This window comes from Microbacterium sp. MM2322, from assembly GCF_964186585.1.
In the GTDB taxonomy this organism is placed as follows: Bacteria; Actinomycetota; Actinomycetes; order Actinomycetales; family Microbacteriaceae; genus Microbacterium.
In genome coordinates, this window is sequence record NZ_OZ075067.1 from 44,008 (window position 1) to 63,407 (window position 19,400).

General features: G+C 69.5%; 20 protein-coding genes. 16 read left to right on the top strand and 4 right to left on the bottom strand.

The features are described 5' to 3' along the window. Positions 1-33: 33 nt before the first annotated feature. Positions 34-1,464, bottom strand: coding sequence for an argininosuccinate synthase (gene argG / locus ABQ271_RS00245; protein WP_349309564.1), 1,431 nt, complete (start codon positions 1,462-1,464; stop codon positions 34-36). A 256-nt stretch (positions 1,465-1,720) separates the two neighbouring features. Here argG and ABQ271_RS00250 point away from each other — a divergent pair, with 256 nt between their 5' ends. The 6 genes from ABQ271_RS00250 (at position 1,721) to ABQ271_RS00275 (ending at position 9,034) form a co-directional block, all read left to right on the top strand. After that, complete coding sequence (locus ABQ271_RS00250; RefSeq protein ID WP_349309565.1) at positions 1,721-2,704, top strand: ABC transporter substrate-binding protein; 984 nt, start codon at positions 1,721-1,723, stop codon at positions 2,702-2,704. Between the two features lie 102 nt (positions 2,705-2,806). After that, positions 2,807-4,399 (top strand): sugar ABC transporter ATP-binding protein, encoded by a 1,593-nt coding sequence (locus ABQ271_RS00255; protein ID WP_349309566.1) that lies wholly within the window; start codon positions 2,807-2,809, stop codon positions 4,397-4,399. Further along, the gene (locus ABQ271_RS00260; RefSeq protein WP_349309567.1) at positions 4,396-5,445 is read left to right on the top strand and encodes an ABC transporter permease; all 1,050 of its coding nucleotides are present in this window, start codon (positions 4,396-4,398) and stop codon (positions 5,443-5,445) included. Before ABQ271_RS00255 ends, ABQ271_RS00260 begins: the two co-directional genes overlap by 4 nt. Beyond that, entirely contained in the window at positions 5,442-6,470 is a 1,029-nt protein-coding gene (locus tag ABQ271_RS00265; RefSeq protein ID WP_349309568.1) for an ABC transporter permease subunit, read from the top strand. The genes ABQ271_RS00260 and ABQ271_RS00265 overlap by 4 nt, the downstream gene beginning before the upstream one ends. Before the next feature lie 36 nt (positions 6,471-6,506). After that, a complete protein-coding gene (locus ABQ271_RS00270; RefSeq protein WP_349310920.1) occupies positions 6,507-8,030 on the top strand; it encodes a sugar ABC transporter ATP-binding protein in 1,524 nt (507 codons plus the stop codon). Beyond that, positions 8,027-9,034 carry a LacI family DNA-binding transcriptional regulator gene (locus ABQ271_RS00275; RefSeq protein ID WP_349309569.1) on the top strand — a complete coding sequence of 336 codons (1,008 nt, stop codon included), beginning with the start codon at positions 8,027-8,029 and terminating at the stop codon, positions 9,032-9,034. Before ABQ271_RS00270 ends, ABQ271_RS00275 begins: the two co-directional genes overlap by 4 nt. Here ABQ271_RS00275 and ABQ271_RS00280 read toward each other — a convergent pair. From ABQ271_RS00280 to ABQ271_RS00290, 3 genes are all read right to left on the bottom strand, one after another. After that, the gene (locus ABQ271_RS00280) at positions 9,006-9,719 is read right to left on the bottom strand and encodes a Pr6Pr family membrane protein (RefSeq protein WP_349309570.1); all 714 of its coding nucleotides are present in this window, start codon (positions 9,717-9,719) and stop codon (positions 9,006-9,008) included. The genes ABQ271_RS00275 and ABQ271_RS00280 overlap by 29 nt on opposite strands. 27 nt (positions 9,720-9,746) lie before the next feature. Next, on the bottom strand, positions 9,747-10,397 hold the full coding sequence (locus ABQ271_RS00285) for a hypothetical protein (RefSeq protein ID WP_349309571.1): 651 nt from the start codon (positions 10,395-10,397) through the stop codon (positions 9,747-9,749). Between the two features lie 285 nt (positions 10,398-10,682). Then, positions 10,683-11,021: a PadR family transcriptional regulator gene (locus ABQ271_RS00290; protein WP_349309572.1), complete on the bottom strand. Its 339-nt coding sequence runs from the start codon at positions 11,019-11,021 to the stop codon at positions 10,683-10,685. Between the two features lie 105 nt (positions 11,022-11,126). On the opposite strand from ABQ271_RS00290, the gene ABQ271_RS00295 reads away from it, so the two are divergent. The 10 genes from ABQ271_RS00295 to ABQ271_RS00340 are packed head-to-tail and all read left to right on the top strand — an operon-like array spanning position 11,127 to position 19,360. After that, entirely contained in the window at positions 11,127-12,413 is a 1,287-nt protein-coding gene (locus ABQ271_RS00295) for an adenylosuccinate synthase (protein ID WP_349309573.1), read from the top strand. A gap of 3 nt (positions 12,414-12,416) precedes the next feature. Further along, the gene (locus ABQ271_RS00300; RefSeq protein WP_349309574.1) at positions 12,417-13,538 is read left to right on the top strand and encodes a beta-propeller fold lactonase family protein; all 1,122 of its coding nucleotides are present in this window, start codon (positions 12,417-12,419) and stop codon (positions 13,536-13,538) included. Between the two features lie 38 nt (positions 13,539-13,576). After that, entirely contained in the window at positions 13,577-14,380 is an 804-nt protein-coding gene (locus ABQ271_RS00305) for a hypothetical protein (RefSeq protein ID WP_349309575.1), read from the top strand. Continuing rightward, positions 14,377-15,135, top strand: coding sequence for a hypothetical protein (locus ABQ271_RS00310; protein ID WP_349309576.1), 759 nt, complete (start codon positions 14,377-14,379; stop codon positions 15,133-15,135). Before ABQ271_RS00305 ends, ABQ271_RS00310 begins: the two co-directional genes overlap by 4 nt. 23 nt (positions 15,136-15,158) lie before the next feature. Continuing rightward, positions 15,159-16,778: an AAA family ATPase gene (locus ABQ271_RS00315; protein WP_349309577.1), complete on the top strand. Its 1,620-nt coding sequence runs from the start codon at positions 15,159-15,161 to the stop codon at positions 16,776-16,778. Between the two features lie 32 nt (positions 16,779-16,810). Continuing rightward, positions 16,811-17,017, top strand: coding sequence for a DUF2997 domain-containing protein (locus ABQ271_RS00320; protein WP_349309578.1), 207 nt, complete (start codon positions 16,811-16,813; stop codon positions 17,015-17,017). Beyond that, on the top strand, positions 17,014-17,751 hold the full coding sequence (locus ABQ271_RS00325; RefSeq protein ID WP_349309579.1) for a 4Fe-4S single cluster domain-containing protein: 738 nt from the start codon (positions 17,014-17,016) through the stop codon (positions 17,749-17,751). The genes ABQ271_RS00320 and ABQ271_RS00325 overlap by 4 nt, the downstream gene beginning before the upstream one ends. Next, positions 17,748-18,257, top strand: coding sequence for a hypothetical protein (locus ABQ271_RS00330; RefSeq protein ID WP_349309580.1), 510 nt, complete (start codon positions 17,748-17,750; stop codon positions 18,255-18,257). The genes ABQ271_RS00325 and ABQ271_RS00330 overlap by 4 nt, the downstream gene beginning before the upstream one ends. Beyond that, positions 18,254-19,012 (top strand): helix-hairpin-helix domain-containing protein, encoded by a 759-nt coding sequence (locus ABQ271_RS00335; RefSeq protein ID WP_349309581.1) that lies wholly within the window; start codon positions 18,254-18,256, stop codon positions 19,010-19,012. The genes ABQ271_RS00330 and ABQ271_RS00335 overlap by 4 nt, the downstream gene beginning before the upstream one ends. A 57-nt stretch (positions 19,013-19,069) precedes the next feature. Next, positions 19,070-19,360: a chorismate mutase gene (locus tag ABQ271_RS00340; protein WP_349309582.1), complete on the top strand. Its 291-nt coding sequence runs from the start codon at positions 19,070-19,072 to the stop codon at positions 19,358-19,360. Positions 19,361-19,400: the final 40 nt, after the last annotated feature.

Here is a 19,400-nt window from a genome sequence, read left to right on the forward strand (position 1 = left end):
GCACAGTCGTGTGCAACTTAATTCAGCGAGCTCTCAGTCGGCGCCGAAGTCGAAGGATGCCGAGTCGCCCGACTCGTCGATGGCACCCGCCAGCTCGTCGACCTCACCGGAGTTACCCGTGATGGCCGCAGCGCCGCCCTGCTCGAGTTCGCCGACCAGCTCGGCGGTCGCCCCGCCGATCATGCCGAGCGACACGAAGTGCTCGAGGCGGGCGCGCGAGTCCGCGATGTCGAGGTTGCGCATCGTCAGCTGCCCAATGCGGTCGGTCGGGCCGAAGGCGGCGTCGCCGACGCGCTCCATCGAGAGCTTCTCGGGGGAGTACGACAGGTTGCGGCTCTCGGTGTTCAGGATCGTGTAGTCCTCACCGCGGCGGAGGCGCAGCGTCACGGTGCCGCTGATGGCGGAGCCGACCCAGCGCTGGATCGACTCGCGCAGCATGAACGACTGCGGCTCGAGCCAGCGGCCCTCGTACATGAGGCGCCCGAGGCGTCGGCCCTGCTCGTGGTACGTGGCGAGGGTGTCCTCGTTGAGGATCCCGTTGAGCAGGCGCTCGTAGGCGATGAACAGCAGCGCCATGCCGGGGGCCTCGTAGATGCCGCGGGACTTCGCCTCGATGATGCGGTTCTCGATCTGGTCGCTCATTCCGAGGCCGTGGCGCCCGCCGATCGCGTTCGCTTCCATGACCAGGGCCACGGCATCCGAGTATTCGACGCCGTTGATCGCGACGGGGCGTCCCGCCTCGAAGGTGACCGAGACGTCTTCGGTCTCGATCTCGACGGCGGGGTCCCAGAACCGGACGCCCATGATGGGCTCGACGATCTCGAGCGACACGTCGAGGTGCTCGAGGGTCTTCGCCTCGTGCGTCGCGCCCCAGATGTTCGCGTCGGTGGAATAGGCCTTCTCGACCGAGTCGCGGTACGGGAAGCCGTGCGAGACGAGCCACTCGCTCATCTCGGTGCGACCACCGAGCTCGGTGACGAAGTCGGCATCCAGCCACGGCTTGTAGATCCGCAGCGACGGGTTAGCGAGCAGGCCGTAGCGGTAGAACCGCTCGATGTCGTTGCCCTTGTAGGTGGAACCGTCGCCCCAGATGTCGACGCCGTCCTCCTTCATGGCGCGGACGAGCATCGTGCCGGTGACGGCGCGGCCGATCGGCGTGGTGTTGAAGTAGGTGCGTCCGCCGGAGCGGATGTGGAACGCGCCGCACGAGAGGGCGACGAGGCCCTCTTCGACCATCATCGGCTTGCAGTCGATGAGGCGGGATCCCTCGGCGCCGTACTGCAGCGCGCGGCCGGGGATCGACGCGATGTCGTCCTCGTCGTACTGGCCGAGGTCGCCGGTGTAGGTGAAGGGGACGGCGCCCTTGTCGCGCATCCAGGCGACTGCGACGGAGGTGTCGAGACCCCCCGAGAAGGCGATGCCGACGCGCTCGCCGATGGGCAGGGACTGAAGGACCTTCGACATGGCGCCAATCCTATCGACCGGCGCACGCTCTCCCCCGCGCTATGACAGTGCTCACGGAATGTGAATGCTCACATTGCCGCCGGGATCGGGTCGAGCCATCGGGCACCCGATCTCTTTCTCGTGCCCTGCGTTACGGAAATGTTATCGCTCACAACCTGGCGCTGGGCGAAATGTTAAGGCTAACATTCGAGCTACCGGTCGCCATGGCGGCGACGGTCACCGGCCCTGGGCCGGACCCGAACGAGGAGGTTTAGGGATGAAGAAAAGCATTTTCGCGGCAGCCGCCATGCTGGGAGCGCTGGCTATGGTCGCGACAGGCTGTGCCGGCGGTGGCGCACCCGGCGCCGGTGGCAACGGCGGTGGCGACGATCTGATCACGGTCGGTTTCGCGCAGACGGGCTCCGAGTCCGGATGGCGCGCGGCGAACACCGAGTCGATGAAGAAGGCGTTCTCGGAGGAGAACGGGTTCAAGCTGACCTTCAACGCTGCCGACAACAAGCAGGAGGCGCAGATCTCCGCGGTCCGCAACTTCATCAACCAGGGAGTGGACGCCATCGTCATCGCCCCCATCACGGTCGATGGCTGGGACGACGTCCTCAAGGAAGCGAAGGATGCCGGCATCCCCGTCATCCTCGAAGACCGCACGGTCTCGGCGAGCGACGACCTGTACGCCTCGTGGGTCGGCCTCGACTTCGAGCAGGAGGGTCGCACCGCCGGCGAATGGGTCAAGGAGAACTTCGACGGTAAGGGCGCGAACCTCGTCGTCCTCGAGGGCACGACCGGTTCGTCGGCCGCGCTCGACCGCGCCACCGGCTTCAATGAGGCCATCAAGGGCACGGACGTGAAGGTGATGGACTCGCAGACGGGTGACTTCACCCGCGACGGCGGCAAGAAGGTCATGGAGGGCTACCTCCAGAAGTACGGCAAGGACATCAACGTCCTCTTCGCTCACAACGACGACATGGGCCTGGGCGCTCTCGATGCCATCAAGGCAGCGGGTCTCACCCCCGGCAAGGACATCCAGATCGTCACGATCGACGCGGTCAAGGACGGCATGACCGCTCTGGCCAACGGCGAGTTCAACTTCATCGTGGAGTGCAACCCGCTGCTCGGTGAGAAGGCCGCGGCCCTCGTCAAGGACGTCGTCGACGGCAAGACGGTCGAGAAGCGCACCATCGTCGAGGACCAGTCGTTCACGCAGGAGCAGGCCGCCGAGGTCCTGGACTCCCGTCCGTACTGATCGACAGACCCTCCCGATCCCTCTCCTCTGAGTGAGGGGTCCCCGAACACCGCCGGGGACCGGACTCCGGTCCCCGGCGGTCATCACGGAAAGGCGCGCCTCATGGTCGATGTCGCAGCCACGCCGGGCTCCCCGGCCACCGCCCCGCAGCACGACGAGGTCGTGCGGATGCGGGACGTCACGATCCGCTTCCCCGGCGTCCTCGCGCTGGACCGGGTCGACCTCACGCTCCGCGCCGGCGAGGTCCACACCCTCATGGGTGAGAACGGAGCGGGCAAGTCCACGCTCATCAAAGCGCTGACGGGTGTCTACTCGATCGACGACGGGACGATCGAGGTGGCCGGCGAGCCGCGGGTCTTCCGCTCGACGGCCGATGCCGAGGCATCCGGAATCTCCACCGTGTATCAAGAGGTCAACCTCTGCACGAACCTGTCGGTCGGCGAGAACGTCATGCTCGGCCGCGAGGTGCGGCGGGCCGGCTTCATCGACTGGCGGGCCACCCACCGAGAGGCGACGCGCTACCTCGCGGCCCTCGGACTCGACATCGACCCGCGCTCGGCGCTGTCGTCGCACTCCATCGCTGTGCAGCAGCTCGTTGCGATCAGCCGCGCGACCGTCGCCGACGCCCGCGTGCTCGTCCTCGACGAGCCGACCTCGAGCCTCGACCGCAGTGAGGTCGAGCAGCTGTTCACCGTCGTCCGCGGACTCCGCGACCGCGGTGTCGCCATCCTCTTCGTCACCCACTTCCTCGACCAGGTCTACGAGATCTCCGATCGCCTCACGGTGCTTCGAAACGGTCAGCTGGTGGGGGAGTACCTGCCGGCCGAGCTGCCCCGCGGCGAACTCATCGCGAAGATGATCGGTCGCCAGCTCGACGAGCTCGAGGCGCTCGCCCGGTCGTCCGAGCGCGAGATCGACCGCACCGCGACACCGGTGCTCCGGATCGACGGCCTCGGCCGCAAGAACGTCATCGAACCCGTCGACATGGAGGTCTACGAGGGCGAGATCGTCGGCATCGCGGGCCTCCTGGGCTCGGGACGCAGCGAGCTCGTGCGCCTCGTCTACGGCGCCGACCGTGCCGACACCGGCAGCCATCGAGTGCGAGGGGATGCCGCGCGCATCACGAACCCGCGCCACGCGATCGACAAGCGCATCGCCTTCTCGAGCGAGGACCGCCGCGCCGAGGGCATCATCGCCGACCTCACCGTCGCGGAGAACATCGTCCTCGGCATCCAGGCCAAGCGCGGCGCGATGCGCCCGATCGGCCGCGCCGAACGCGACGCGATCGTGTCGGAGTACATCTCGGCTCTGGGTGTACGCCCGGCCGACCCGAACGCGCTCGTTCGGAACCTCTCGGGCGGCAACCAGCAGAAGGTGCTGCTCGCCCGGTGGCTCGCGACGGCGCCCCAACTGATCATCCTCGACGAGCCGACCCGCGGTATCGACGTCGGCGCCAAGGCCGACATCCAGCGCAAGGTCGCCGAGCTCTCGGCGGAGGGCCTGTCGGTCGTCTTCATCTCCTCGGAACTCGAGGAGGTCGTCCGCATCGCCCAGCGCATCGTGGTGCTGCGCGACCGTTCTAAGATCGGCGAACTGGACGCCACCGACGTGACGGTCGACGACCTGGTCGCCCTCATCGCACAAGAGTCCAGCGAGACGACGTCGTCTCGCCTCAACCCGGAGACAGCGGCATGAACCCGACCCTGAAGCGCTTCCTGGCGCACCGCCTCGTCTGGCCGATCGCCGCACTCCTCGTGCTCGTGATCGTCAACACGATCGCGCGGCCGTCCTTCATCTCGATCACGGTGCAGAACGGCCAGCTGTACGGCCCGTTGATGGACATCCTGCGCAACAGTGCGCCGCTGATGCTCGTCGCCCTGGGCATGACGCTCGTGATCGCGACGCGCGGCATCGATCTCTCGGTCGGCGCCATCATGGCGGTCTCGGGAGCGGTCGCGCTGACCTACATCTCCGCCTCGCCCGCGCCCGAGGACCCCTCGACCGTGCTCATCGCGATCGCGCTCGCCGTCTTCGTGGCGCTGCTGCTCGGCGCCTGGAACGGTTTCCTCGTCGCCGTCGTCGGTGTCCAGCCGATCATCGCGACCCTCGTGCTCATGCTCGCCGGTCGCGGTGTCGCCCTCCTCATCACGGGCGGCTTCATCACCACCATCACGAGCGCCCCCTACCGCTTCATGGCGCAGGGCTACCTCGTCGGGCTGCCTTTCGCCTTCTACGTCTCGGTCATCGCGATCGTCATCGTCGCGGTGCTGCAGCGTCGCACGGCCCTGGGTGTCCTCACCGAGGCCGTCGGCATCAACCCCGAGGCCAGCCGTCTCGCCGGGGTGCGCTCGCGCGGCATCATCTGGGGTGCGTACGCCGCGAGCGGCCTGCTCGCCGGATTCGCCGGCATCCTCTACTCGTCGAACATCATGGCCGCCGATGCCAACGCGGCCGGGCTTTACATCGAGCTCGACGCGATCCTCGCGGTCGTGCTCGGCGGAACGAGCCTGATGGGCGGCAAGTTCACGATCGCCGGAACCGTGGTCGGCGTCTTCACGATCCAGACTCTCAAGTCGACGATCACCTTCCTCGGGGTGCCGCCGGCGGTCAGCCCGCTGTTCCTCGCCATCGTCGTCGTGATCGTCGTGCTCGTGCAGTCGCCACGCTCCCGTTCGCTGTTCGCCAAGGCGGTCGATGCCGTCCGAGGCGGCGGCCGTCGCACCGTGGAGGTCGCCTCGTGAGCGCCGTAACCGCAGACTTCGAACGGACCGGCGGGTTCGCCGAGACCGTCCAGCGCTTCCGCAGCCGGCACGCCTCGTGGGTGCCCGTCTTCGCGGCCGTCGTCATCCTCGTCGCGATGCTGATCGGGGCGCAGGCCTACTTCGGCAACTTCGTCACGCCGCGCGTGCTGTCGGCGCTCCTGCTCGACAACGCGTACCTGCTGATCCTCGCGGTCGGCATGACCTTCGTCATCCTCACCGGTGGCATCGATCTGTCGGTCGGCGCGGTCATGGCGTTCACCGGGATGCTGGGGGCCAGCATGCTGAGCCAGGGCACACCGGTGGCGGTCGTCATCCCGGTCATGCTCGTCCTCGGCGCGCTGATGGGTCTGTTCGTCGGGGTACTCGTGCAGTACTTCGGGGTGCAGCCGTTCATCGCGTCGCTCGCAGCGATGTTCGCGGCCCGCGGGCTCGCGTTCATGGTCAGCCTCTCGTCCATCCGCGTCGAGGAACCCGCGATCCTCTGGCTGCAGTCCACCCGCATGCAGGGAGGACCGGGCAGCTTCTACCTGACGCCGACCGGCATCCTCGCGCTCGTCGTGGTGGTCGTCGGCATCCTGATCCTGCAGTTCACCCGATTCGGACGCACGATCTACGCGATCGGCGGCAACGAGCAGTCGGCGCGGCTCATGGGTCTGCCGGTGGTCCGCACCAAGCTGCTGGCCTACGTCATCAGCGGGGTGTGCGCGGGGCTCGCCGGTGTCGTCTTCACGGCGTACACCGGGGCGTCCTACCCGCTGAACGGCATCGGGACCGAGCTCGACACCATCGCCGCGGTGGTGATCGGCGGCACGCTGCTCACGGGCGGCAGCGGGTTCGTCCTCGGCTCGATGATCGGCGTGTTCGTTTACGGCACCATCAAGACGGCGATCTCGTTCCTCGGCGTCGACCAGTCCTGGACGCGCATCACGATCGGCACGCTGCTGCTCGTCTTCGTGGTCGTGCAGCGCCTGCTGGTCGCGCGGACGGCGCGAACGTCACGGTGAACCTCGGGGAGGCTCACCGCGGGCATGATGGTCCGTATGGATGCGCGCGAAGCAGCGGTCGCGCCGGTCGTGGAAGTGACCGGCGCGACCGTTCGCTTCGGCGCCGAAACGGTGCTCGACGCCGTCGACTTCCGCCTGCTGCCGGGTGAGGTCCACTCGCTCATGGGCGAGAACGGCGCCGGCAAGTCCACGCTCATCAAGGCGATCACCGGTGCGCTGCGACCGGATGCCGGCGCGATCCGCGTCGGCGGCGAACCGGTGCACTTCGCCTCGCCGGCCGATGCGCTCGCCGCGGGGATCAGTGCGGTCTACCAGGAGATCGACCTCCTGCCGAACCTCTCGGTCGGCGAGAACGTCCTGCTCGGACGCGAGAGCCGCCGCCTCGGCGGGATCGACTGGCGCGAGACGCACCGCCGAGCCGCCGTGATCCTCGACTCGCTCGGCCTCGACATCGATCCGCGCACGCGGCTGTCGGGGCATTCGCTCGCGGTGCAGCAGCTCGTCGCGATCGCCCGGGCGATCTCGGTCGACGCGCGCGTCGTCGTGCTCGACGAACCGACCTCCAGCCTCGACCTCGACGAGGTCGCCGAGCTGTTCCGCGTCATCCGCGAGCTGACGGCGCGCGGCGTCGCCGTGCTGTTCGTGTCGCACTTCCTCGATCAGGTCTACGAGATCTGCGACCGCATCACCGTCCTCCGCGGCGGCCGGCTCATCGGCGAGTACGTGCCGGCCGAGCTCCTGCGCATCGACCTCGTCGAGAAGATGCTCGGCCGTGGTGCCGACGAGATGGAGGTCCACCCGCGAGAGGATGCCGCGGCATCCGTTCCGGTCGCACTCGCCGGACGCGATCTCGCCTCGGGTAGGGGGCTCACCGAGGCGAACCTCGAGATCGGCGAAGGCGAGGTCGTCGGCCTTGCGGGGCTCCTCGGCTCGGGTCGGAGCGAGCTGGCGCGTGCGCTCACGGGTGTGGACCGACCGGATGCCGGTGTCGTCGAGATCGGCGGAGCGCCCGTGAACCTTCCGACCCCGCGCCGCGCGATCGGCCGGGGCATCGTGTACTCGTCCGAGAACCGTCGCACCGAGGGCATCATCGGCGACCTCAGCGTGCAGGACAACATCACGCTCGCGCTGCAGGCGGATCGCGGAATCCTGCACCGGCTCACCAACACGCGACGCCGCGAGCTGGCGATGAGCTGGATCGAGGCCCTCGACATCCGTCCCGCCGATCCCGACCGGCCCGCCGGAACGCTCTCGGGCGGCAACCAGCAGAAGGTCCTCCTCGCGCGCCTGCTCGCGATCTCGCCTCGCGTGCTCGTGCTCGACGAGCCGACCCGCGGCATCGACGTGGGGGCGAAGGTCGAGATCCAGCGGCTCGTCGCCGACCTCTCCGACAACGGCCTCTCGGTCCTGTTCATCTCGGCCGAGCTCGAAGAGGTGCTGCGCGTCTCCAACCGCATCGCGGTGATGCGCGCGGGGCGACTCGTCGAGACGATCCCGGCGGATGCGCTCACCGTCGACTCGTTGCTCGCGCTCGTCGCCCGGCCGGAGGACGAGTCGTGAGCGACGAACGCGGCGCGAAGTCCGCGAACATCTTCGACGTCGCACGTCTCGCGGGCGTCTCGCACCAGACGGTGTCGCGCGTGCTCAACGATCTGCCGAACGTCCGGCCTGCGACGCGGGCCCGCGTGCAGCAGGCGATGACGCAGCTGCGGTACAGCCCGTCGCCCGCGGCGCGCGCGCTCGTCACCAAGCGCACGCGGACGATCGGCCTGATCACGCCGGGAACCGCGGATTTCGGACCCACGTCGATCGCAATGCACTTCAACGTCGCGGCGCGTGCCGAGCGGTACTCGGTCGACTCCGTGACAGCGCCCGACACGGATGCCGCCAGCATCCGCTCGGTCGTCGAAGGCCTGCTTCGTCAGCGCGTCGATGCGATCGTGCTCGTCGTGACGGATCTCGGCGTCCTGGAAGCCGTCCGCGGCCTCGACCTGGGCGTGCCGATGGTCGCCGCAGCCGCGACTCAGCGCCGCAACCCCCAGCTCGTGTCGATCGACCAGTACCGGGGCGCGCGGTCGGCGGTGCGGCACCTCGCCGAGCTCGGCCACCGCCGCATCCTGCACATCGCCGGTCCGCCACGGAACCCGGATGCCGTCGAGCGCCTCCGCGGCTGGCGCGACGAGCTCGCGGCCCACCAGCTGGTGGTGATCGAGCCTGACCACGGCGACTGGACGGCGGCCAGCGGTGCGGAGATCGGTCGGACCCTCGACGTCGCACCGGGGGATGCCGTGTTCGCAGGCAACGACCACATGGCAATCGGTCTGCTCTCGGCGCTCCGAGCTCGGGGCCTGGAGGTGCCGCGCGACGTCGCCGTCGTCGGGTTCGACGATGTGCCCGAGGCGGCCTACCTGTCGCCGCCGATCACGACCGTGCGGCAGGACTTCCGCGCGCTCGGCGAACTGATGATGCAGAAGGTGCTGCTCGCCGTCGAAGAGCCGGATGGGCTCACGGAGGACACGCCCCTCCCGACCCACCTCATCGTGCGGGAGTCTTCGCAGCGCTGAGCGATCGGGCGCGCAGTCGTCCGACCCACACGACGACCGTGGCGACGATCGCGAACGTGATCGCGATGCCGACCACGTAGGCGACGACTCCGCCCCACCCGTTCACCCCGTTGGGGTTGAGGAAGGGATACGGGTACCAGAACGGCACTCCGGTCGATGGGTTCGTGATGAGGGGTCCGCGCAGCAGCGTGTAGGCGATCCAGATGATCGGCACGGTGAGGACCGCGAGCACCGATCGCCAGGGCAGGGCGCGTCGAGTGGGCGCGACGAGCAGGTCGATCAGGAGGAACAGCGGCGCCACGACGTGGAGGATCTCGTTCGCCCAGGCGACGTGATCGTCGGCGGTCGGGTACCCACGCAGGAGCAGGTTGTAGACGACTCCGGTGATGACGAGGAAGGTCGTCGCGGAGGCGAGGGCCACCGCGACGCCGGCAGGCTCGCGGTCTTCGTGATGCGGCCGCATCCAGAACCAGATGACCGCCCCCAGCAGCGCGAGCACCCCCACGATGTTCGAGAGGATCGTGAAGAAGCTGAAGAAGTTGGCGATCGTCGTCGGGACGTCGCGGTCGTTCGAGATCGCCGTCCGGATGGTCGTGACGAACTGCCCCACGAGCGCCGTCATGATGACGGCGGCCGCGACCAGCCGGAGTGCCGACCACACTGTCGGCCACGTTCGGGTACGCATGACCGAACCCTAGCGCGCGGTAGCCCGTCAGGCGGCGCCTTCCCGCGGGTGCGTTCCCCGTCCCCACCGGGCTCCGGCGCGGAAGACGCCGATCCCGAGGGCGGCGACGGCGAGGACAGCGGCGAGCCCCAGCATCCCGGTGACGGCGTCCCACATCGTCAGTCGGATCAGCCAGATGATCGTCCACACCGTCGCGGCGCCGCCGACATGGCGGGCGACGGCGCGGGCACGCACGACGGCCGCGAGCAGGGCGAGCACCCACACCGCGCCGGCGACGAGCCAGGTGAACTCCTCCGTGAGGACCCGGAGCCAGATCCCGTCTGACGGGCTCTCGGGAAACACCTCGAAGAAGAGGTGGAAGAACACGAGGATGCCGGTCGTTACCGCCGCGGTCACGGCCGCCGCGATGCGGGACCGGACCGGGGCGAGCATGGCGAGCAGCGCGAAGACCGTCAGCGTCACCGTCGTGATCGCGCGGGGACCGGCGAGCGGGTCGAGCTGCGCGTAGACGAACGCCCCGATGCCGGCCATGGCCGTGGCCGCGAGGGCGATACGGGCCGCCCGTGCGGCGCCGCTCAGGATCAGGACGAAGGCGATGACCCAGAGCCCGGCGGGCACGAGTCCCGGGCTCGGCTGCAGGTCGAGATTCTGCCCCTCGGGGGAGGCGCCAATCCACACGCGCCTCGAACCCGCTGAAGACGGCGAACATCACGGCGAGGGCGAACCCGGTGGCCGCGGACGCGGTGGCGAGGGCCTCGCGGGCGGGGTGCGGCATCCACCCCAGGATGCGGACCGCGAGGCCGCTTCGCATCAGCGCGACGCGCTCGCCGCGGGAGGGTTCGTCTCGTCCCTGCGCCTCGGCTTCGTCGAGCAGCGTGCCGAGCATGGCCTCGCCGTGCCGGTCGCGCCAGGAGGAGGGGTACGCCCGGAGCGCGCGGCGCCAGGGGGTGTCGTCGATCGTGGTCACAGGGCACCTCCGAGAGCCGGGCGCAGCGCGAGGCGGCGGCGGGCTTCGGCCACGGTCACCTCGCGTCGGGCGACCTCCTCGGCGAGCAGGTCGACGCCGCCGGGGGTGAGTTCCACGTACCGGCGGACGCGCCCCTGCACCCGCTCCTCGCGGGCGATCCGGATCGTGCCCTCCTTCTCGAGTCGGTCGAGGGCGGCGTAGAGGGTCGCGACTTTCAGGCGGACGTGGCCGCGAGAGACGCGGTCGACCTCCTCGATGAGGGCATAGCCGTGCTTCGGGCCGTCGGCCAGCGCGGTCAGCATGAGGAACGTGGGCTCCCGCATCTCCTGGGTCATGAGGCGACCATACTCTGACAGGCAGAGTATGCGCCACCCTCCGTCGGCTCCTGTCACCCGGCCCGATAGGATGGGGTGTAACCGTCCGATAAACGGGGGAGAGCCATGCCAGGCATCGTGATCGTCGGCGTTCAATGGGGAGACGAGGGCAAGGGCAAAGCCACCGACCTCCTGGGTGAGCGCACCGACTGGGTCGTCAAGTTCAACGGCGGTAACAACGCCGGCCACACCGTGGTGATCGGCGACGAGAAGTACGCCCTGCACCTGCTGCCCAGCGGCATCCTGTCGCCGGGCGTCAACGCCGTCATCGGCAACGGCGTCGTCATCGACCTCGAGGTGCTCTTCGCCGAGCTCGGCGCCCTCCAGGCTCGCGGCCTCGACGTCTCGCGGCTCAAGGTGAGTGCGAGCGCGCACATCATCACGCAGTACCACCGCACCCTCGACAAGGTGACCGAGCGTTTCCTCGGCAAGAAGATGATCGGCACGACCGGTCGCGGCATCGGCCCGACCTATGCCGACAAGATCAACCGCACCGGCATCCGCGTGCAGGACCTGTTCGACGAGAACATCCTGCGCCAGAAGGTCGAGGGCGCCCTCGACCAGAAGAACCACCTACTCGTGAAGGTCTTCAACCGCCGCGCCATCACCGTCGACGAGGTCGTCGAGGACCTGCTGTCGTACGCCGAGCGACTGCGCCCGATGGTCGCCGACACCGGACTGATGCTCAGCAACGCTCTGGACGCCGGTGACGTCGTCGTCTTCGAGGGCGGCCAGGCCACGATGCTCGACATCGACCACGGCACCTACCCGTTCGTCACGTCGTCCTCCGCCACCGCGGGCGGCGCGTCGACCGGATCGGGAGTCGGTCCCAACCGCCTCGACCGCATCGTCGGCATCGTGAAGGCGTACACGACCCGCGTTGGGTCGGGTCCGTTCCCCACCGAGTTGTTCGACGAGAACGGCGACTTCCTGCGCTCGCGGGGCTTCGAGTTCGGCACCACGACGGGGCGTCCGCGCCGCGTCGGCTGGTACGACGCTCCCATCACCCGGTACGCGACGCGGATCAACGGCATCACCGACCTCGTGCTCACGAAGCTCGACATCCTCACCGGTCTGAAGGAGATCCCCGTCTGCGTCGCCTACGACGTCGACGGCGAGCGGTTCGACGAGGTGCCGGTCAACCAGACCGACTTCCACCACGCGACGCCGATCCTCGAGAACTTCCCCGGTTGGAGCGAGGACATCTCGACCGCTCGCACGTTCGAGGACCTGCCGCAGACCGCGCAGGACTACGTGCTCGCCCTCGAGAAGATGAGCGGCACGCGCATCTCGGTGATCGGTGTCGGCCCCGCGCGCGACGCGGTCATCGTCCGCCACGACCTGCTCGACTGATCCGTGCGGTTCCTGCTCGGCGGGTACTCCGCCGATATGGGCGGCTCGGCGACGGGCATCGGACTGCTGGATGCCGGTGGCCCCGACTCCCCGCTCGCGAGTGGGCCGCTCGGGGTGGGCCGTGACGTGGTCGCGGCGGAATCGCCGTCGTGGATCGCGCGGCATCCGACCCTCGACGTCGTCTACGCCGTGCTCGAGGGTCGCGGCAGCGTTCGCGCCTACCGGCGGACGGGCGAGACCACGTTCGTTCCGCTCGGCGCGGAGGTCGCCGTCGGCGACGGGCCGTGCCACGTGCTCGCGCTCGAGGACGTGCTGATCGTCTCGTGCCACGGCGACGGCGGAGTCGTCCACGTGGGGCTCGCGGCCGACGGCAGGCCCGGTGCCGCACGCCGCTGGGCCGGCGTGGTCGAGGGGGCGCCGGCATCCGATCTCGCTTCGGCTGCCCGAGCGCTCCGGGCGATCGTGGGCGAGGAGTACGCGGACTTCATCCCGCATACCGAAGATGAAGAAGCGGATGCCGCCGCGGTCGCCGCCCCTTCGAGCCGTCCGTCGCGCGCGCACCACGCGGCGACCGCGCCGGGCGGACTCATCGCCACGACCGACGTCGGCCTCGATCTCGTGCGCTTCTGGCGCGGCGGGCGCGAGATCCAGCGGTTCGAGCTGCCGGCGGGGACGGGTCCGCGGCACCTGCGGCCGCACCCCAGCGGGCACCTCTACGTCGTGACCGAGTATTCCGGCGAAGTGTTCGCCCTCGCTCCCGACGCGTCGGGGGAGTGGCGGCTGGTCGGCGGCGCTCAGCTGGGCGCTTATCCGGGGGATGCCGGGGCCGAGCTCGCCATGTCGCGCGACGGCGTCTTCCTGTATGCCGGCCTTCGCGGCAGCGACACGATCGCGACCGTGAAAGTCCGCGGCGGCGGTGAGACCCTGCAGTCGGTCGCGCTCGCCGAATCGGGTACCGTCTGGCCGCGCCACCACGTCGTCGAACGCGACACCGTGCTGGTCGCGGGACAGCGCGCCGACGAGGTCGTGTCGTTGGCGATCGACGAGCGGACGGGCGTTCCGGGCCGGGTGCGGCATCGGACAATAGCACCGTCGCCGACCGCGCTCCTAGCCTTCCCGGGCTGACCTCCGCGCCCGGTAACGTGTCCCGGCGGAGGGGGAACATGAGCGCGGGCGGACGGACGACGGTTCGGCGGTCCACGGGACCGAGCCTCGGCGGCTTCACCGGCCTCGTCTGGATCGTCGGCCTCGTGATCGCGGGAATCACCTGCGTCATCTATGCGGACGACGGCGCGTTCGAAGTGGGCGCCGTCGGGCGCAGCGACGACTATTCGACCTCACCGTGGACGAGCGATGATCCCGTCGTGGCCGAGGAGAGCGGCGGGGGCGTCTACGAGGGATCCGATGGCGCCGTCATCCGGCTCAGCGGCGTCGACGTCACCCAGCCCCTCGTGGTGAGCCCGGAGGGGGAGTCGTACATCAGCAGCGTGCGGGTGACCGGCCCCCAGGGACGCATCGTGACGCCCGGCGAGTACGAAGGCGATCCGCCGCGGTTCAGACCCTTGGCCGATGGTCGTGTGGCGATCTTCGTGGAGCAGCCCGATGTCGAATTGTGGGTCGATGGATCCCGCGACGAGAACTGGAGAGCGCGAGTATCGTCCGGCGGCCTCAACCGCGCGAATGACGTGGTCACCGCCTTCTCCTCCGCAGACTTCCTCCACATCGGCGAGGCGTCGACGGCGCGCGTGACCGTGCGCGGCAAGGGCAGCGTCGACATCCAGATCGTGACGCCTCAGGGCACGGACTCGGTTCTCTCGGGCGACGCCCCCATCGACCAGTCCGTCGCCTGGCGCGACGCACCGCTCGTGCTTTTCTCGGTCACGGCGTGGGACGACGCTGGGTGGCGGATCGAGTTCCCACCGTCTCCCACGCCGTCCGCGGTGCCCTCGCCGGAGGTGACACCGTGAGCACAGCGGATGCCCGGATCCGACGCTTCTCGACGATCACCTGGCTGGGCGGGTCGGCCGTCGCCGTCGTCCTCGCCTTCGTCATCTTCCCGTTCGTCGGGATCAATCCCGCCACGGGCGAACTCCTGCTGCACAACCCGAACGACTACGAGTACCGCCCCTGGACCGACCCCGACGCGCAGGAGGTTCGGGTGGAGGGCGGCGAGGTCATCGGCACGGCGACGAGCGGCTACCTCGACCTGTCGGCCGGAGACGATGTGTGGGTCGTCGGGCCACTGCGCGGGGGCGAGGAACGCTCGGTGGGCGTCTACCATCAGCGAGACACGAGATCCACCGAGGGCGACGCTCGGCCTGCCTACCTCGGCAGCATCAGTGGACGCTCGAGCGAGGTGCTCGTCGCGGGAGAGTCCGACGGGCGCGTCTGGTTCGCCCCGCGACTGAACGGCTGGCGAGCCGACCTCACCCGCGAGACGCCGATCTCCATCGAGGACGGCGTCGCCACTGGCGAGGGCAGCGCGCTGCTGTCGTACACGGGCGATGCGCTGAGCGCACGCTTCACCTTCGAGGGCGAGGGCTTCTTCATCGTCGACGCGCTCTTCCCCGGCGAGGTCACCCGCCTCGTACGGATCGTCGACAGTGCCGAGGTCCGCCAATCCTGGCCGGTCAAGGGTCGGGTGATCTTCCGAGTCGAGGCGGACGAGGGCTCCGGCCCCTGGAAGATCACGCTCGACGAACCGGCATCCGGAACACCATGACCACCTCACGAAAGGGAACCGACGTGACTTTCGACGCCACGCTGGATGCCGCCTTCAAAGCGCGTCTGCCGCTGTTGTACCTCGAGACCGCCGAGGAGGTGCGCGCGGTCACTGCAGTCACGGATGCCGCCCACGCTCAGCGCAACCGTCGCCAGGTCTGGACCTGGACGTCGGCGCTCGGGCTCATCGACCCCGACGGCAAAAGCATCTCGAACACGACGAATCCGGCGCGCGCGCTGCAGCACGTCGCCGGGGTGACGGACCCGAGCGTCTTCATCTTCTGCGATCTGCATGCCTACTTCGGGGGCGAGCACCGGCCCGGTGACCCGGCGATCATCCGGACCGTCCGGGAGACGGCGCTCGAGTTCCGCCACGGCGACGTATCGCGCACCCTCGTGGTCACCGCGCCGGTGCGCGTGATCCCGCCCGAGCTCGACGAGCTGACGCACCTCTTCGACTTCCCGCTGCCGACCGCGGCGGAGATCCGCGAGCTGCTCGACGCGATGATCGAGAACAACGCGGGCGAGATCCGCGTCGACGCCGACGACGCCGCGCGCGAATCCCTCGTCCAGGCGGCGCTCGGCCTCACGATGGCCGAGGCGGAGAACGCCTTCGCGCAGGCGATGGTGAACGACGGCACGCTGGGGGGCGACGACATCCGTGTCGTCCTGCACGAGAAGCGCCAGGTGGTGCGGAAATCCGGTGTGCTCGAGTTCGTCACGGGCGACCTCGACCTCGACGACGTCGGCGGGCTCAACAACCTGAAGCGCTGGCTCGCGCGTCGTAACGGGTCGTGGCTGCCGAGCGCCCACGAGTACGGCCTGCCGTCTCCGAAGGGCGTGCTCATCACGGGCGTGCCCGGCTGCGGCAAGTCGATGACGGCGAAGGCGACGGCGGCCTCGTGGGGGCTGCCGCTGCTCCGCCTCGACATCGGTCGGATCTTCTCCGGCCTCGTCGGCTCCAGCGAGCAGAACCTCCGGACCGCCATCGCGACCGCAGAGGCGGTGGCGCCCTGCATCCTGTGGGTCGATGAGATCGAGAAAGGCTTCTCGAACACCACGGGTCAGGGCGACTCGGGGACGACCGCACGCGTGTTCGGCACGTTCCTGACCTGGATGCAGGAGAAGAAGCATCCCGTCTTCGTCGTCGCGACGGCGAACAACATCGACGCCCTGCCGCCCGAGTTCATGCGCAAGGGCCGCTTCGACGAGATCTTCTTCGTCGACCTGCCCACCACGGTCGAACGCGAGGTCATCTGGTCGCTGCAGCTTGCCGCGCATGCCACGCCGGCGAACGGGCTCGATGCGATCGCGAACGATGAGGCCGCGATCGACGCGCTCGTCGCCGCGAGTGAGAACCACTCGGGAGCCGAAATCGAGCAGGCCGTCGTGGCCGCGCTCTACGAGGGTTTCAGCGGTCGTCAGACCATCACGACGGAGGTCGTGAACCGGGTGGTCGAGACGATGATCCCCCTCGCGGTCACACAGGCCGAGGAGGTCCAGCGGATCCGCGCGTGGGCCGCTCAGCGCGCCGTCGGCGCGACAGGAGCCGAGGACCTCGACGCTCATGACGCCGCCGGGAGCGCAACGGACGCCCACGGGGCCCTGTCGTCGCGTCGCGGCGGTCGTACCGTGGACTACTGACCGGCCGATAGGCCGAGGAACGGGAACCGACGATGAAGAAGCTCGTGGTGCAGCTGCGACCCGATGGGTCGGTCGCGGCGGAGACGTTCGGGATGACGGGGGCCGAGTGCCTCGACTACATCGAGCAGCTCGAAGCGCTGCTCGACGCCGAGACGTCCTCGTCGCAGTTCACCGAGGACTACACGCGCGTCGCGTCGGCGGCATCCGACTCGCTTCTGCAGGAGGATCGGGACCGGTGATCGTCACCCAGTCGCGCGGTGTCGGCGGGGAGGCGAGCCTCCTCGGTGCGACGCCGCCTCCGCGCGCCGACGCCGCACTGCGCTGGTCGCGCTTCGTGCCGGCGACGGCCGCCGAAGGCCCGGGACTCCGCGCCGCCGTGTGGGTGCAGGGGTGTGCGGTCCGGTGTCCCGGGTGCTTCAACCCGCAGATGTGGGCCGCGCGCGGTGCGCACCTCGACGACCCCGCGGACCTCGCATCGAGATGGATCGCCGACGCGCGTGCGGCGGGAGCCGAGGGCGTGACGCTGCTCGGCGGCGAGCCCTTCGACCAGGCGGCCGCGCTCGCTCTCGTTGCGGAGGCGTTCCAGGAAGCGGGCCTCGGGGTCATGGCCTTCTCCGGCTACACCCTCGACCGCCTGCAGGTCTGGGCAGAGGAGCGCGCCGACATCGCCCGCCTCCTCGCCGCGACCGACCTGCTCTGCGACGGTCCGTATCTCGCCGACCTCCCCGACATGCGCCGGCCGTGGATCGGGTCGCGCAATCAATCGATCCGTGCGCTGACCCCGCGGCACGCCGCCGAGGTCGACCGCATCGCCCACGAGGGTGGGCGCGACGCTCTGGAGGTGCGCATCAGCGCCGACGGAGTCGTCGCCGTCAACGGATGGGCGACGGATGCCGCCCTCGCAGATCTTCTGGACGATCTGGGTGTGCGTGCAGACCGCGCGGCATCCATCACGAAGGGAACACCCCGATGAGCATCTCGCTGATCCTCGTCCCCGCGGCGCTCGCCGCCGCAGCCGCCCTCGGCGGCACCGGCGTCGTCGGGGCCCTCTCGCTGAACGCGGGTGCGAAGGCCGAGCCCGGCAGCCGCGGGTCCGAGGCCGTTCCGGTCGCCGTGCAGACGCGGATGAAGAACCCCGACCTGCTCGCCGCGTCGCTCGCCGACCTGGGTGCGACGGACGCTTCACTCGAGGACGGCGTGCTGACGGCGACCCTCGACGGCCTGGAGGTGGTGATGTCGCGCACCGAGGACGGCGTCTGGGGCGCGCACCTGTCCCGGCTCGACGGGCACGAGGTGACCGAGGCCGAGGCGACCGCCGTGATGACGCAGCTGGATGTCGCCTACGCCCGTCACGTGCAGCGCGCCGTCGCCGACCGCATCCGCTCCCGGGCCGACCAGGCCGGGTTCGAGCTCGTGTCGGAGACCCGGGACGAGGACGACACGGTGACGATGGTGCTGAACGTGCGGGATCAGGCGTGAGTTCGACGGCGCGCCCGACCGTTCCGGGGTGGGGCTGGCTGATCGGGGTCAGTTCATGGCTCATCGCGGTCTTCTTCGGTCCGGCGACCGCGTGGATCGGCTTCTTCATCGTCGGCGCGGTGTCGCGGCGGCGTGCGGCCTACATCTCGGGGGCCGCCAGCGGCATCCTCGGGTTCACCGTCGCGACCGAGGTGTGGGGCGGCTTCAGCGACCTCGTCGGCGCCATCGTCCATCTCGGTGGCATCATCGTGGGCCTGGCGCTCAACCCCGGGTGGCTGCGAACGCTGTGGGAGCGCCGCGTCGCGGCGGCGAGCAAGCGCGGTTCGTCGCGTAAAGCGACACCTGAGCGATCTCGACGCGGAACCACGGCATCCGCGGGCACGTCGAAGAGCCGCCGTCGCGGATCGCGCAGCCGCTCGACCGCCGCGGAGCGGACGGACCGGCCCGAGGCGCGCCGGTTGGCGGAGAGTGTCGGGGCGTCGTCAGCCGACCTGCTGCAGGCCACCGAGCCGGCGGAACCGGTCGACGTGCAGACCGCCTCGGCTGACGAGCTCGCCGACCTGCCGGGACTCAACCGCACGAAGGCGCGCCGCGCCGTGAAGGCCCGCACCGCCCACGGCGGATTCACCTCGGTCGAGGACTTCGGTGAGGCCGCCGGGCTGCAGCCGCACGAGATCGTCCGGCTGCGCGCGGCCGCGACCTGCTCGCCGCGACCGCGCGGGGAACGTCGCTTCGGGCGCCGCGTGGATCTCTGAGCCGGCCCTCACGGGAGACTCGACACTCACCGCGCTACGCTCGTCGCCGGAGGAATCATGACCGACCCGAACGACCAGCTGCAGACCCTGCGATCCAGCATCGACAACATCGACGCTGCCCTCGTCTTCATGCTCGCCGAGCGCTTCCGCTGCACGAAGCAGGTCGGCGTCCTCAAGGCGGAGCACGGGATGCCGGCATCCGACCCTTCTCGTGAGGAACAGCAGACGGCACGTCTGCGCCGGCTCGCGGAAGAGGCCGACCTCGACCCCGAGTTCGCCGAGAAGTGGTTCAACTTCGTCGTCGCCGAGGTCATCCGCCACCACACCGAGGCGGCTGAAGAGCGCTGATCGGCCGGTCCTGCGCGTCAGCGGATGCAATGGATCTTCG